General features: G+C 73.4%; 13 protein-coding genes. 6 read left to right on the forward strand and 7 right to left on the reverse strand.

Annotated elements, in window-relative coordinates:
• Positions 1-133: 133 nt before the first annotated feature.
• On the forward strand, positions 134-1,141 hold the full coding sequence (locus CEB94_RS37390; RefSeq protein ID WP_425472562.1) for a cation diffusion facilitator family transporter: 1,008 nt from the start codon (positions 134-136) through the stop codon (positions 1,139-1,141).
• Here CEB94_RS37390 and CEB94_RS37395 read toward each other — a convergent pair.
• Together CEB94_RS37395 and CEB94_RS37400 are read right to left on the reverse strand one after the other, a co-directional pair.
• On the reverse strand, positions 1,078-1,527 hold the full coding sequence (locus CEB94_RS37395; protein WP_175437332.1) for a nitroreductase family deazaflavin-dependent oxidoreductase: 450 nt from the start codon (positions 1,525-1,527) through the stop codon (positions 1,078-1,080). The two genes, CEB94_RS37390 and CEB94_RS37395, sit on opposite strands and share 64 nt — an antisense overlap.
• Positions 1,528-1,630: 103 nt before the next feature.
• Complete coding sequence (locus tag CEB94_RS37400; RefSeq protein WP_175436369.1) at positions 1,631-2,263, reverse strand: LysE/ArgO family amino acid transporter; 633 nt, start codon at positions 2,261-2,263, stop codon at positions 1,631-1,633.
• 349 nt (positions 2,264-2,612) lie between these two features.
• Between CEB94_RS37400 and CEB94_RS37405 the strand changes: the two genes are divergently transcribed.
• Both CEB94_RS37405 and CEB94_RS37410 read left to right on the forward strand, forming a co-directional pair.
• Positions 2,613-3,809, forward strand: a complete 1,197-nt coding sequence (locus tag CEB94_RS37405; RefSeq protein ID WP_175436370.1) for a cytochrome P450 — start codon at positions 2,613-2,615, stop codon at positions 3,807-3,809.
• 13 nt (positions 3,810-3,822) lie between these two features.
• Complete coding sequence (locus CEB94_RS37410; protein ID WP_175436371.1) at positions 3,823-4,020, forward strand: ferredoxin; 198 nt, start codon at positions 3,823-3,825, stop codon at positions 4,018-4,020.
• Positions 4,021-4,029: 9 nt separating this feature from the next.
• Here CEB94_RS37410 and CEB94_RS37415 read toward each other — a convergent pair whose 3' ends face one another.
• Positions 4,030-4,581 (reverse strand): TetR/AcrR family transcriptional regulator, encoded by a 552-nt coding sequence (locus CEB94_RS37415; protein ID WP_175436372.1) that lies wholly within the window; start codon positions 4,579-4,581, stop codon positions 4,030-4,032.
• 91 nt (positions 4,582-4,672) lie between these two features.
• Here CEB94_RS37415 and CEB94_RS37420 point away from each other — a divergent pair, with 91 nt between their 5' ends.
• Entirely contained in the window at positions 4,673-5,131 is a 459-nt protein-coding gene (locus CEB94_RS37420) for a nuclear transport factor 2 family protein (protein WP_175436373.1), read from the forward strand.
• A gap of 46 nt (positions 5,132-5,177) precedes the next feature.
• Here CEB94_RS37420 and CEB94_RS37425 read toward each other — a convergent pair whose 3' ends face one another.
• Together CEB94_RS37425 and CEB94_RS37430 are read right to left on the reverse strand one after the other, a co-directional pair.
• Positions 5,178-6,047, reverse strand: a complete 870-nt coding sequence (locus CEB94_RS37425; protein WP_175436374.1) for a hypothetical protein — start codon at positions 6,045-6,047, stop codon at positions 5,178-5,180.
• A gap of 330 nt (positions 6,048-6,377) precedes the next feature.
• On the reverse strand, positions 6,378-7,220 hold the full coding sequence (locus CEB94_RS37430; RefSeq protein ID WP_175436375.1) for a phytanoyl-CoA dioxygenase family protein: 843 nt from the start codon (positions 7,218-7,220) through the stop codon (positions 6,378-6,380).
• Positions 7,221-7,283: 63 nt separating this feature from the next.
• On the opposite strand from CEB94_RS37430, the gene CEB94_RS37435 reads away from it, so the two are divergent.
• Together CEB94_RS37435 and CEB94_RS37440 are read left to right on the forward strand one after the other, a co-directional pair.
• The gene (locus tag CEB94_RS37435) at positions 7,284-8,222 is read left to right on the forward strand and encodes a helix-turn-helix domain-containing protein (protein WP_175436376.1); all 939 of its coding nucleotides are present in this window, start codon (positions 7,284-7,286) and stop codon (positions 8,220-8,222) included.
• Positions 8,223-8,596: 374 nt separating this feature from the next.
• A complete protein-coding gene (locus tag CEB94_RS37440) occupies positions 8,597-10,897 on the forward strand; it encodes a ricin-type beta-trefoil lectin domain protein (RefSeq protein ID WP_246112037.1) in 2,301 nt (766 codons plus the stop codon).
• Positions 10,898-10,909: 12 nt separating this feature from the next.
• Here the strand turns inward: CEB94_RS37440 and CEB94_RS37445 are convergent, their stop codons facing one another.
• Entirely contained in the window at positions 10,910-12,169 is a 1,260-nt protein-coding gene (locus CEB94_RS37445) for an SLC13 family permease (protein WP_175437333.1), read from the reverse strand.
• A gap of 175 nt (positions 12,170-12,344) precedes the next feature.
• Complete coding sequence (locus CEB94_RS37450) at positions 12,345-14,732, reverse strand: SpoIIE family protein phosphatase (protein ID WP_175436378.1); 2,388 nt, start codon at positions 14,730-14,732, stop codon at positions 12,345-12,347.
• Between the last annotated feature and the right edge of the window lie 17 nt (positions 14,733-14,749).

Here is a 14,749-nt window from a genome sequence, read left to right on the forward strand (position 1 = left end):
GACCTCCTTGCCGTACGTGGACCCTGGTGAACGCGTTCCCCGTTTTCCGCTGACGGCACGGTGTGAGCACCGCCGACCGGGGCAATCGGCGTGGGTGAGTGATGAAGGAAGTGATCACAGGACACGCGTCACCGTGCTGGTGGCGCTCGCGGCGAATCTGGTGATCGCCGTGGCCAAGGCCGTCGGCGGCCTCGCGGCGGGGTCACCCGCCCTGCTGTCCGAGGCGGCCCACTCGGTGGCCGACAGCCTGAACGAGGTGTTCCTGCTCGCGGCCCTGCGCCGCAGCCGCCGCCCCGCCGACCGGCGCCATCCCTTCGGCTACGGCAAGGAGCGGTTCTTCTGGTCGCTCCTCGCGGCCGTCGGGATCTTCGTCATGGGCGGCTGTTTCTCCTTCTTCCAGGGCTTCGAGGCCCTGACGAGCGATTCGGCGGAGGATCTCGGCGGCTATGTGGCCGGCCTGGTCGTGCTGGGAATCGCCCTCCTCGCGGAGGGCGGTTCGCTGTTGCGGGCGCTGTACCAGGTGCGCCGGCAGGGCGGCACGGGTGCGGGGCTGCGTGATCCGGCCCTGCGCACGGTCGTCGCCGAGGACGGCACCGCGGTGCTCGGCGTCACCCTGGCCATCGCGGGCATGGCGCTGCACATGGTCACCGGCCAGGTGGTGTGGGAGGCGTCGGCCTCGCTCGCGATCGGCGCGCTGCTGGTCTACGTGGCCTTCCGGCTGGGCCGCGAGGCCCGCGACCAGCTGATCGGCGAGGCGGCCGACCCGGAGTCGAGCGGGCGGATCCACGCGCTGCTGCGGGCGCAGCCCGAGATCGACAGTGTGGAAGCGCTGTTCACGATGAAGACCGGACTCGACACGACCCTGGTGGCGGCCCGCGTCGACCTGGTACCCGGCCTGGACAGCGAGCGCGTGGAGGAGGTCGCCGTCCGCATCAAGCGATCCATCGCCCGGACGGTGCCCGAGGCGGACCAGATATTCCTCGGCCTGAACCTCGCGTGCCCCGTCGGTGCGGGTTCACACGCACGGGGGAGGAAGATTTTCCGCCGGCTGCCGGCACCGGGCAGCCGGCCCGCGTCTCAGCCGGTCTCGCCCGGCTCCAGGACGAACACGGGTATCTCGCGGTCCGTCTTCTTCTGGTAGTCGGAGTACGCCGGGTACGCCGCGACGGACCGCTCCCACCACGCTGCCTTCTCCTCGCCCGTGACCTCACGGGCGGTCATGTCCCGCTTCACCGGCCCGTCCTGAAGCTCCACGTGCGGGTCGGCCCGCAGATTGAAGTACCAGACGGGGTGCTTCGGCGATCCGCCGAGGGAGGCCACCACGGCGTAACGCCCTTCGTGCTCCACCCGCATCACCGGTGTCTTGCGCAGCTTTCCGCTCCTGGCACCCCGTGAGGTCAGGACGACGACCGGCATGTTCGAGCCCTGCAGCGTCGTCCCCTCCGTACCGCCGGAGCTCTCGTACAGCTCCACCTGGTTGCGCACCCACTGCGTCGGGCTGGGTTCGTACTCGCCCTCAAGAGGCATGGCATCCGTCCCATCGTCGCGTTCGCGGCTCATCGCCACCTGCCATCAACACCCGTGCCCCCGGGAATCATCCGCACCCCGCGGATCCGGCCGGAAAACGATCTCATTCCGGCGCGAGCGCCATCCGCACGGCCAGAGCCGTCATCACCCCGCTCGCCGCCAGGGCCGTCGCCAGCCGCCCCCGATGACCGGTCAGCGCGCGGCCCAGCAGGGCCCCGCTCCCGGCCAGCAGCACCTGCCAGCTCGCGGAAGCGGCGAAGGCGGCCAGCACGAACACGCCCTGCTCCAGAGGACCGGCTGGGCCCGAGGCCTGGGAACCGAGCACGAGGGCGGCGAAGTAGATGACGGTGGTGGGGTTCAGCAGGGTGATGCCCAGCAGGCCCAGATAGGCCCGGGCGGGGCTCGGGGGAGCGGGGGAGGCGCGGGTCGCGAGCCGGTGGCCGCGGTACTCGCGCACGGCGGTGACCGCGCCCCATGCCGCCAGCGCGAGCAGCACCAGCACGCAGAGCCACCGCAGCGGCCCGAGCACCGGCCGCAGCGCGGACGCCAGGGCGGTGCCCCCGAGCGTGGCCGCCAGGGCGTAGAGCCCGTCGGCGGTGGCGACGCCGAGCGCGGCGCAGACGCCGGTGCGCAGGCAGGTGCGGGCGGTGAGGGAGACGAGGTAGGTCCCGACGGCGCCCACGGGTACGGCGATGCCGTACCCGGCGAGCAGCCCCGCGACGAGCGCGGCCGTCATGACCGCGGCGGCGTCGGTCCCCCCCTGCGGCCCGACTGCTGCTGCCGGCGCGCGGCGGGAGCGGCGACGGACAGCGGCACGGGCACAGTGAACGTAGGCATGGCTGGATCCTGGAGCCTGCCCCGCCGCACCGACAACCGGTTTTCGAATCGGCGTCGCCGCACCCGTGCCGGGGCAAGGGCGCGCGCCCCGCGACACGGCCTCGCCCCCCCGGTGTTCGAACGGGAAGACGGCATTCCCCGGCCATATCGCCGCCGCCACCGATGTGGCCGAACTTCGCGTCGCCCCATAGATGCCTGGGGCATCTAATGAAGATCGGCACGACGCACTACTCGTCTGCGAGGTCTTCATGACGGACACGACCGCACCCGTCGTCTTCCCCCAGAGCCGGACCTGCCCCTACCACCCGCCCGCCGCCTACGACTCCCTGCGCGCCGAGCGTCCCCTGACCCGGATCACCCTCTTCGACGGCCGCGAGGCCTGGCTGGTCAGCGGGCACGCCACCGCCCGCGCGCTGCTGGCCGACCCGCGTCTGTCGTCCGACCGCGACCGGCCCGGCTTCCCCGCCCCCACCCAGCGCTTCGCCGGGATCCGCAACCGCAGAACGGCCCTGCTGGGCGTCGACGACCCCGAGCACCGCGCCCAGCGGCGGATGGTCGTCGGGGACTTCACCCTCAAGCGGGCCGTCGAACTCCGGCCACGCATCCAGCAGATCGTGGACGAACGGCTCGACGCGATGATCGCCGAGGGCCCCGGCGCGGACCTGGTGAGCGCCTTCGCGCTGCCCGTGCCGTCCATGGTGATCTGCGCCCTGCTGGGCGTCCCGTACGCCGACCACGACTTCTTCGAGACCCAGTCCCGACGGCTGCTGCGCGGCCCGGAGACCGCCGACGTGCTCGACGCCCGCGACCGGCTGGAGACGTACTTCGGCGAGCTGATCGACATCAAGCAGCGGGACCCCGGCACCGGCCTGCTGGACGACCTGGTCCACCGGCAGCCGCGCGAGGGCGGACTGGACCGCGAGGGCCTGATCGCCATGGCTCTCATCCTGCTGGTCGCGGGCCACGAGACGACCGCCAACATGATCTCGCTCGGCACCTTCACCCTGCTCCGGCACCCCGAGCGGCTCGCCGAACTGCGCGCGGACCCGCGGCTGCTGCCGGCCGCGGTCGAGGAGCTGATGCGGATGCTGTCGATCGCGGACGGCATGCTGCGCCTGGCCGTCGAGGACATCGAGGTGGCCGGGACGACCATCCGCGAGGGCGAGGGCGTGGTCTTCGCGACCTCCGTCATCAACCGCGACGAGACGGTCTACCCCGAGCCGGACACACTCGACTGGAGCCGCCCGGCCCGTCACCACGTCGCGTTCGGCTTCGGCATCCACCAGTGTCTCGGCCAGAACCTCGCCCGCGCCGAGCTAGAGATCTCCCTGCACAGCCTCTTCGACCGGCTGCCCACCCTGCGCCTGGCCGCCCCGGCCGAGGAGATCCCCTTCAAACCGGGCGACACGATCCAGGGGATGCTGGAACTCCCCGTGACCTGGTAAGAGGCTTCCACCCATGCACATCGACATCGACAAGGACGTCTGCATCGGCGCGGGCCAGTGCGCCCTGACCGCCCCGGACGTGTTCACCCAGGACGACGACGGCTACAGCACCCTGCTGCCCGGCGGGGAGGGCAGCGGCAGCCCGCTGCTGCGGGAGGCGGCCCGCGCCTGCCCGGTCAGCGCCATCACCGTGTCCGAGACGGTGAGCTGACCCCCGCTCTCACACGGCGTCCAGGAGCCGCCGGGCCGCCTCACGCGCCTCGGCCGCGGGCTCGGCGCTCCTGGAGACGCCCGCCGTGACCATGGCACCCTCGGCCAGCAGGAACAGCTGCCCGGCCAGCGCGTCGGGCAGCCCCGCCGTCGCCACGAGCGAGCCGAGGTACTCCCGGAACGCCCGCTTGTGCGCGCGCACCTGGGCGGCAACGCGCGCAGAGGTGGCCCCCAGCTCGCCGTACGCGTTGAGCCACGCGCAGCCGCGGAAGCCCGGCTCACCGAACCACCCGCCGAGCCAGTCGAAGACGGCCAGGATCCGCTCCCGCGGCTCCCCGTGCCGCTCGACGTACTCGGTCAGCTCCCCACGCCAGCGCGTGTCGCGCCGCTCCAGATAAGCCTCCACCAGGTGCTCCTTGGCCGGGAACAGCTGGTAGAGCCGCTTGAGCGAGAGCCCGGAGGTGCCGCGGACGTCGTCCATGCCGACGGAGTGCACACCCCGCCCGTAGAACAGTTCCTCGGCGGCGTCCAGTGCGCGCTCCCGGGCCACCGCGCTGTCCATGTACGACCCTCCTTGACGCGAGAACGAGCGTTCTCCTACGGTAGCAGCCTGGTGGAGAACGCTCGTTCTCCCTTGTTGCCGGGGAGGATTCATGACCGACCGCCCACCGCTGCCGCCCTTCACCCGCGAGACCGCCGCACAGAAGGTCCAGGCCGCCGAGGACGCCTGGAACACCCGCGACCCGCACAAGGTCTCCCTCGCCTACTCGGCGGACTCCGTCTGGCGCAACCGCGACACGTTCGTCACCGGCCGCGCCGAGATCGCCGCGTTCCTGACCCTTAAATGGGAGCGCGAGCAGGAGTACGCGCTGCGCAAGGACCTGTGGGCCTTCGACGGCAACCGCATCGCCGTCCGCTTCCAGTACGAGTGCCGGGACGGCGACGGGCAGTGGTGGCGTTCCTACGGCAACGAACTGTGGGAGTTCGACGAGCACGGCCTGATGACCCGCCGCGAGGCGAGCATCAACGACCTGCCGATCGAGGAGGAGGAGCGCCGCATCCACGGTCCACGGCCGCAGGCGGAGCGCGGGGACACCTTCCCCGTCCAGTGAGTCCGGGTGGGAGTGGGTCCTGGACCTGGTCGGACGTGGCCGCCGGTCAGTCGCAGCCGACCGTCGGCCCCTCCACCATGCCGCCGGTGTACAGCGCCTGCCCGCGCGGCGTCCAGTAGCCCAGCTTCGAGACCACCGTCGAGCAGGTCGCGGCCGTGGTGACCCGGACGCGCACGGTGGCCGGGCGTCCGGGCTGGAGCTCGGTGAGCGCACAGTCCACGGAGTGCGTCAGCCGGGCCTTCGACGGATGGCTGCCGACGAGCGGGTTGACGCACCGGGCGTCCTCGGTGCTGATCCGCACCCCCGTGCTCTCCTCGCCGATCAGCCCGAACCGCGCGCTGCCGTCGCCCTGCTCGCTGTCGCGGTACACCCGGTACGTCAGCGTGGTGGTGCTGCCACGGCTCAGGGTGGTCCGGTCGACCTCGACGCGATGCGTGGGCCGCTGCTTCGGCGCGGTCAGGGTGAGCGTGGCCCGGACCGTGCCGCGCAGGTCCACACCGTCCGGCGCGGAGCGGACGTGCACCGTGGCGGTGACGTCGTAGGTCCCGGGGCCGGGATAGGGCTGCGATCCGGGCAGGGTGCCGGAGGCCACCCTCGCGCCGTCGCGCCTCGCCGTCCAGGTGCCGGAGGTCAGGCAGGCGTACCGGACGGACGCCCCGGGCCGGCGGCAGGTCGCGGGCGCCGAGACCGCCATCACCGGGGTGCCGCTGCCCGCGCACAGGCTGACGGCGGCCCGCTCGCCGTCGTCGCCGCGCAGCACGCCCGCGGGCGCGCACAGGGTGGCCGCCGCGCCGGCCGCCGGTGCCCGCACTGCGGGCTGCGGCGGGGCCGGGCGGCTCCAGGCGGTCGAGGCGAGAGCGACGGACGCCGCCGCCGCGCCGGTCAGGATCCTGAGTGTCCTCCGTCGTACCGCCACGAGTCCTCCCGAACGCCGTACGCAACGGACCGGCCCGGCACCGGTCACCTGCGCCGAGAATGCGGCAGCGGCTCGCCCGCCCGGCTGCTCCCACGCCGTCCGGTCACCTGGGGGCAGCAACGATGACGGCCCGTCAGGCACCGCCCCGATCGCCGGCGCCGCCAAGCCCGGCATCCGGAGGACGCGGTGGAGGCCGTGGAGATCCGGCTGGGCGACAAGGGGCTGGAGGAATCGGAGCGTCCGTACGGCCCCCATCCCGTCGCCGGTCGCCGGGCACTGAACGTACGTCTCCCAGGTCTGTGGGGCCCTGCGGAACGTACGTCTCGCAGGTCAGTGGGGCCCCTGCGGCGCGAACTCCGTCCCGCAGGGGCCCGCCCCCTCGCTCTCCGCCAGCTCCACCCTCGCCCCGCTCATCGCCAGCGTCCGGTAGAACCGCCCGATCCGCTCCGTCGACCGCCCCACGTAGTGCCCGATGAACGAGCGCCGGAACCGCTCGGCCGACCGGTTCGGCTGCGACCCGTGCACCAGGCTCCCGTTGAAGAACAGGACATCCCCCGGCGCCATGTCCACCGGCACCGGCGCCAGCCCCGGCGGCGGCGGAACGTACTCCCGGGCGAAGGACACATCCGAGTCCGCCGTCTCCGGGCAGAACAGGTCCATGAGGTGTGTGCCCGGCACGACCTCCAGCCCGCCGTTCTCCCGGTCGATCACATCGCAGGCCACCCACGCCGCCACGCACGTCCCCGGCTCCACCCGCAGATAGAAGTTGTCCTGGTGCAGCGCCTGCCCCCGGGCCCCCGGCGGCTTGAAGTAGAACATGCTCTGCGCGGCCAGCACCTCCTCCCCGAGGAGAACCTCCAGAACCGTCCGCAGCCGGGCGTCCAGCAGGACCTCACGCGCGAGGCCGTTGATCTCGTGCGGGTGCATCACCCGGGGCCAGACGTGCAGCGGATCCGCGCCCGGCCCGTCCGCCGCGCGCGGCTCGAAGTGCCCGGGAACCGGACCGGCCGCCCGCAGCGCCGCGAACTCGCCGCACAGCCGCTCGACCTCGTCGGCCCCGAAGAGCCCGCGCACCACCGTGAAACCGTTCTCCTCGAATCCCTCCCGGTACCGCCGGAGCCCGGCGGGGTCCAGGATGGAAGCGCCGGCGGCGCCGTTGCCCGTGACTGTCATGAACGCACTCCTCGGTCAAGTGTCCTCGGTTCGAAACGCTAGGCCGCCCAGCCGTCCAGGAGGATGCCCGTGCGTGCTGACGGATTGCCCGACACTGCTGAGCACGGCGACACCGGGGGTACCGGGGATCCCGCCCCGCCGCCCGGGCTGGTCGTGCTCGGTCACTTCGACCAGCCCCCCGGTTACGGCGTCAACCGGCCGCACGGATCCGCGAGCTGGCTCTTCACCTGGACCACCGCAGGCCGGGGACGGCTGTGGCAGGGCGGTGCGCGGACCTCGGCCGACGCCGGCCACCTGGTCGTCCTCGCCCCGGGCGTCGCGCACGGCTACGCCGTCGAACCCTGTGCCCGGCACTGGCGGTTCTGGTGGGCCCACTGCCAGGCCCGCCCGTCCTGGGCCGCGTGGCTGCGGCCGTACGACGCCGGCGACGGGATGTACGTCGTCACCTCCGCCCCGGCCGGGGTGCACGGCCGCGTGGGGGCGGCGTTCCGGCGGATGCACGCCGACGCCCGCTGGACCGGCACCGAGGCACCGCCCGACGCGGCGCCTCCGGACGGGCAGGTCGCCGTGGCGCACGGCAGCGCGGCCCGTGAACTGGCCCTGTGCGCCCTGGAGGAGATCGTCCTCCTCACCACCCCCGGCGCCCGGCCGACGGCGCCCCGGCCCGGCCTCGACGCACGGATCCGCCGCGCCCAGGAGCTGATCGACGCCGACCCGGGCGCCCCGCACACCGTCCGCTCGCTCGCCGGGGACGTCGCGCTGTCGCCGTCCCGCTTCGCCCATCTGTTCAGCCGGCAACTCGGCCAGTCACCCATGCGTGCCCTGCGCGAGGCACGGCTGCGCCACGCCGCCCGGCTGCTGGAGAGCACCGACCTGCCGGTGGAACGCGTCGCCGCGGCGTCGGGCTTCGTCAGCCCGTTCCACTTCAACCGAGCCTTTCGCGAGCGCTACGGGGCACCGCCCGGGGCCTACCGTACGACGCGCGGCGATCCGCCCGCCTGAGCACCGCTATTGGTTCCGCGGGACGCCCCGGAAGGCCGGTGCGGAGAAGGCGGCCGACGCTGTGAGCTGCTGTTCAGGCGGCGGCTCAATGGTTTCCGGGCGGCTGCCGGAGGCAGGAAAATGTGGGCCGATAAAGGGGGCAGACAGCACGGAAATGCCTTTCGCTCCCTTGATTGACATTTTGTCAAAAGGCGCTGGCGCCGCACGCAATGCACGAAACCGTGAGATCGCTTGTTCCCTGTCGCTGACCTGTGCAAAGGTGTGCCCTGTCGGCGTGCTCACATCACGCCTTTCTTTCGTATGCGCAAGGCTGACATGCCGGCATACCCCTTGGTATGGACTTTATTCCGCATGTCCTTGAGAGGAATGCAGCCGTGAAAGACGCAGGCCCGTCGAATTCTCCGGCCCCGGCCCGCAGGTTCGGCGCGACGGACGAGCAACTGAGCGCGGAGCTCAGGAAGTGGACCGGGGCGACGCCCGCACTTCATCCCGTCGGCGAACTGCTGGACCGGCACTGGGAGGCGGCCTTCGCCTACGCCCGGCTGTGCACCGACGGCCCGCGCTCCGCGGGAATGCTCACCACCGCGGCTTTCACCCGGCTCTTCGGCGAGACCCTCCGGCAGAACGGCCCGACCTCCGCATGGCGGCCCCATCTGCTCGTCACCGTACGGCGTATCGCGGCCGAGTGGGCCGGTGACCACAGACACGACATGCTCCACCCGGAGTTGCTGGCCGGGACCGGCGAGGGGGAGCGGCCCGCCTCCCGGCTGCTGCCGTCGCAGCGCCGACGCCTGCTGTCCGGGGCCTTCCGGCGGCTGCCCCAGTCCGCCCGTTGCCTGCTGTGGCACGTCGAGGTCGAGGCCGAACCGCTCACCTCCCCGGCCGGGTTGCTCGGCCTGGACGAGGAGGGCGCACGCGTCGAACTGGGCCGGGCCCGGGACCGGCTGCGCGAGGAGTGCCTCCAGCTGCACCGCGAACTCGCCCCCGACGAGGACTGCCGGCGCTATCTGCGCCTGCTCGACGTGACGTACCGACGCGGCGGCCTCGACATCGACCCCGATCTACGCGCGCATATCGAGGGCTGCGGGCACTGCAGCGCCGCCGCCGACCAGCTCGACCCGTTCAACCACGCCCTCGGCGCCGCCCTGTCGGAGGCGGTGCTGGGCTGGGGCGGGCGGGCCTACGCGGAGAGCCGGGTGCGTCACGCGGGGACGACAGCCGTCGGCGGCAGCGGGGGAGTGGCCGGTGCGGCGGCCGTCCCGGGACCGGCCGGTCCGGCCCGAGAGGCCTTTCCCGATCCGGACCGGGTGTTCCCGGATCCGGTGGGCGTCGCGCGTGAGGTGTTCCGGGATTCGGTGGGTGTCGCGCGTGAGGTGTCCCGCGATCCGGTGGATGTCGCGCGTGACGTCTTCCCCGATCCGGCCGGTGCCGCGCTTGAGGTCTTCCCGGATCCCGTCGCCCTCGCCGGCACGGTGGGGGAGTCGTTCACCGACCCGGGTGGTCCGGCGGCCGTGCCGCCGCCTCCTGGAGCAGGAGCAGGAGCAGGAGCGGGCACAGGAGCGGGGGTCAGAACGGGGCGCGCGGACGCGGCCGGGGCCACAGCCCCGCCTCCGGTCCCGGTCCGCGCGCGCCTCGCCGTCCCACCCGTCACCACACCACTCGGGACCGCCCCACCACTCCTCACCGCACCCCCGGCCGCCCGGCCCGAAGGCCCCAGAACCGCCGCCCGACGATCCGGACGATCCGCCCACAAGGCGGCCCGCCGTGCCGCCCGGCGGCGCAACCTCACCGCGGGCATCCTGACCGTCAGCGGCCTCGTCGTCCTGCCACTGGTCCTGTGGTCCACCGGCAACTCCGGCGACGGCGCCCCGGCCGGTCCCGACCGGCCCGCCGGGGAGGCACCCGACTCGGACGCGGGCGAGGTGACCACCGACCCGTCCTGGGCCGGGGCGGACGACGCCGAGAACGGCGCCCTGCGCGGGCGGCTGCACAACGTCGCCTCGGGCCTGTGCGTGGGCATCGACGGCAAGAAGGCCGTCGAGAAGGGGGAGGCCGAACTCACGGCCTGCTCCGCGGACGCCGCCCAGCAGTGGACGTACGAGACCGACGGGCTGCTGCGCAACGGCGCCGCCCCCGACCTGTGCCTGGACTCGCAGCTCGGCTACTCGGTACGGCTGGCTCCCTGCACGGGGGCGTCCCGGCCGGACCCGAAGAACATCCGCTACGACTTCACCCTCCAGGGCGCCCTGGTGCCCCGCTGGGACCAGGACCTCGCCCTGGCTCCGGCCGCGACCGACGGCTCGGGATCCCTGGTCGTCAAGGCCCGGGCGGACGACGAGGCCCAGCGCTGGGTGATCGACACCTCGAAGGCCGATCTCCAGTTGGAGGCCGTCAACTGGAACGCCGCCGCCGTTCCGGCCCCCCGCCCCACGCCCACGCCGACCCCCACCCCCACACCGTCGAAGACGCCCGCGCCCAAGGCGACGCCGTCCGCGACCTCCCCGGCCCCGCCGCCGACGCCGACCAGCCCGGCCACCACCGACCCGTCCTGCGACCGCTACGGCTACTACTGCGATGAGGACGGCGGGTACGGCAACCCGGGATACGGCTACCCCGGCTACGGATACGGCGGCTATGGCTATGGCTATGGCTACGGCGGAGGCGGCCGCCGCTGACCGGGCGTGCGCTCAGGCCCCGACGACGGTGAGCGACAGCCACAGGGCCACCACGGCCGGCACCAGCGCGGCCGGTACGGCGAGCAGCCCGAGCCGCGTGAACTCCCCGAGCCCGGCCCGGTGCCCGTGCTGCTGCACGATCCGCCGCCACAGCAGGGTCGCCAGCGATCCGGCGTAGGTCAGGTTGGGGCCGATGTTCACCCCGAGCAGTACCGCCAGCACGGCGCCGGGACCCGCCCCGGCGGTCAGGGGCAGCAGCACCAGCACCGCGGGCAGGTTGTTGATGAGGTTGGCCAGGACGGCGGCCAGCGCCGCCACGCCCAGCAGCGTGAGCAGGCCCGCCCCGTCGGGCAGGACCCGCCGCAGCGCGTCGGCGAGCCCGTGGTCGACGACCGCGCGCACCACGACGCCGAGCGCGAGCACGAACGCCAGGAAGGCCGGGGCGGCGGACCGCACCACCGTCAGGGGCGTCGCCCGCCGCCGCACCAGCGCCCGCCCGGCCAGCACCAGCGCGCCGGCCAGCGCGGCCCAGGCCGGCGCGATCCCCACGGCGGAGGCCACGACGAACCCGGCGAGCGTGCAGCCGACCGTGACCAGGGCGAACAGCGGGAGCGGCTCGGGGTGCGGCGCGGGGCCCGGGGAGGGGAGAGGCGCCGCCAGTTCGTCGTCGAAGAAGCGCCGGAACACCAGGTACTCGGCGGCGATCGCGACCAGCCAGGGCAGCGCCATCAGGGCCGCGAAGCGGGTGAAGCTCAGCCCGCTCGCCGTGAAGGCCAGCAGATTCGTCAGGTTGGAGACCGGCAGCAGCAGCGAGGCGGTGTTCGACAGATGGGCGCACGCGTACAGGTGCGGCCGGGCCTGCACGCCCATGCGGGTCGCGGTCGCCAGCACCACCGGAGTCAGCAGGACGACCGTGGCGTCCAGACTGAGCACGGCCGTGATGACGGACGCCAGCGCGAACACCGCGGTCAGCAGCCGCGCGGGGCGCCCCGCCGCCCAGCGGGCCATCCACGTCCCGCACGCCGTGAACAGCCCCTCGACGTCACAGAAGTGGGCGAGTACCAGCACGGCCGCGAGGAAGCCGACCACGGGCCCCAGCCGCTGGACCTCTTCCCAGGCGTGGTCCGGCGAGATCACTCCCAGCGCGATGGCGAGCCCGGCGGCCGGCACCGCCAGCGCGGCTTCGGGCAGGCCTTTCGGGCGGGCGACGGCCCAGATCAGCACGGCGGCCAGCAGCGTCACGGACAGGACTTCGGCGAGCGGGGTGTTCAGGGCGGGTCCTCCGGGACGTGATCAGGTCGTGCCCGCTCATGAAACCAGGCGCGGGTAAGAGACCTTCGGCGGCCCTGCTGTCCTGGTCAGGGGCCGCTGCCCGCCGTGGACGCCGTCAGGAACTCCCGCCCGGCGCCGGCCGCACGGCCCGCCGGCCCGGCCGAGTGCGGATCGCTCAGATCTCGTCGCCGAGCAGAGTCAGCTCCGCCCAGATCGTCTTGCCCTCGGCGGTGTGCCTGCTGCCCCATCGCTGGGTGAGCTGGGCGACCAGAAGCAGACCGCGGCCGCCCTCGTCCCAGGTCTTGGCCCGGCGCAGGTGCGGTGCCGTGTGGTTCGTGTCGGACACTTCGCAGATCAGCGTGGCCTCGTCATGGATCAACCGCAGCCGGATGGGCGGGGCGCCGTAGCGGATGGCGTTGGTGACCAGCTCGCTCACGACCAGCTCGGCGGTGAACGTGGCCTCGACCATCTCCCAGCGTTCGAGCTGGTCGACGACCTGCTTGCGGATGGGGGCCACCAGCGCCGGGTCGGCGGGGATGTCCCAGGTGGCGACCTGGGCGGACGGCAGGCCGCGGGTGCGCGCCAGCAGCAGGGCCACGTCGTCGCTGGAGCCGCCCGGCGGGAGCAGGGTGTGCAGCACGCGGTCGCAGGTCTCGTCCAGGGAGGCGGAGGGCACCGACAGCGCCTCGCGGAGCATCCGGCTGCTCGCATCGACGTCCCGCTCGCGGCTCACGAGCAGCCCGTCCGTGTGGAACGCCAGGACGCTGCCCTCCCGCAGCTCGACCTCGGCGCACTCGAACGGCAGCCCGCCGACACCCAGCGGGGGACCCGAGGGCAGGTCGAGCTGCTGTGCCGGACCGTCCGGCGGCACCAGCAGGGGCAGCGGATGCCCCGCCCGGGCGAGGTCGCAGCGCCGCGACACCGGGTCGTACACCGCGTACAGGCAGGTCGCGCCCACCTCTCCGGCGTCGTTGTCCCCGCCGGACTCCTGGGAGAGCCGGACGACCAGGTCGTCGAGGTGGGTGAGTAGTTCGTCGGGGGCCAGGTCGATGTCGGCGAGGGTGCGGACGGCGGTGCGCAGCCGACCCATGGTGGCCGAGGCCTGGATGCCGTGGCCGACGACGTCGCCGACGACCATGGCGACTCGCATCCCGGACAGCGGGATCACGTCGAACCAGTCGCCGCCCACGCCGGAGCGGATGGCGGGCAGATAGCGGGAGGCGGCCTCCATCGCCGCCGTGTGCGGCAGGGTGCGGGGCAGCAGGCTGCGCTGCAGCGTGAGGGTCGTCTCGCGCTCGCGGGAGTAGCGGCGTGCGTTGTCGATGCAGACGGCCGCCCGCGCCGTGACCTCCTCGGCCAGCAGCACGTCGTCGTCGGTGAACGCCTCGGGGCGCCGGAAGCGGGTGAAGACCGCGACTCCGAGGGTCGTCCCCCGGGCCTGGAGCGGGACGGACATCGTGGAGTGGATGCCGAACTCGCGGACCCGCTGGAAGCGGACCGGGTCCCAGGCGAGCCACCGCTCGAGGTCGCCGGACGAGCCCGAGGCCACGACCGTGTGCCCCGCGACCAGTGAGGCGGCCTGCGGGGAGTTCGCCGGGTAGACGTCGACCTGCCCGGGCTCGGCGACGGCTTCCGGGCTGCCCTTGTTGACCGACTGGTGGGCTGCCCGGCGCAGATGCACGGGCGGCGCCGGCGGCCCGGCGGACTCGCCGCCGTGCTCCTGCGGGTCGAGCAGGTCGACGCTGACGAAGTCGGCGAGCGCCGGGACGCTCACGTCCGCCAGCTCCTGGGCCGTACGGGTGACGTCGAGGGTGGTGCCGATGCGCACGCTCGCCTCGTTGACCAGCTGCAGCCGCTCCCGTGACCGGTACTGGTCGGAGAAGTCGTGGGCGGTCACGCACACGCCCCGCACCTGGCCGGTGCTGTCGGTGAGCGGTGCCATCCGGGCCAGCCAGGCGTGCGCACCCCGGTTCTCGCCTGTGGCCTTCATGTACGTCTGCATGTCCTGCCGCCGGCCGGTGCTCAGCACCCGGCGCAGATGCTCTTCGAGCTCGGAGTTCTGCGGCCGGCTGCCGATGTCGGTGGGCCTCAGGCCCGGCATCCGCCCGGCGGGCAGTCCCAGGAGGTCCGCCATGGCGTCGTTGACGCCGCGCAGCCGCAGCCGCTCGTCGAAGACCATGGTGGCGCAGGGCGACTGGGTCAGGGCCATGCGGATCAGCGGGTCGTCCGGAAGGCCTTGGCCGGGCGCCTCCGGAGGGGACACCGCGAGCCAGTCGGTCGTCTCCGCTCCGTCCGGCGGTCTGCGGTGGGCGAGCACCCACACGGACACGGGGTGGCCGTCGCGATGCCGCAGGGTGAGTGTGCCGCTCCAGCGGGAGTCGTCCGGCACGGACGGCGGGTCGGCGCCGTCGGCCAGCAGCGCCGCGGCCGGGCGTCCCACGACCTCGGCGGCCGTGTGGCCCAGCAGACGGCGGGCGCCCTCGCTCCACTCGGTGAGCGTGCCGTCGACGGCGATGACGGCACGTGCGGCCACGCCATCGTCGAACGCCTCGTCCGGACTCATCGTCGCGACTCCATGCG

The organism is Streptomyces hawaiiensis (assembly GCF_004803895.1).
Lineage (GTDB): Bacteria > Actinomycetota > Actinomycetes > Streptomycetales > Streptomycetaceae > Streptomyces > Streptomyces hawaiiensis.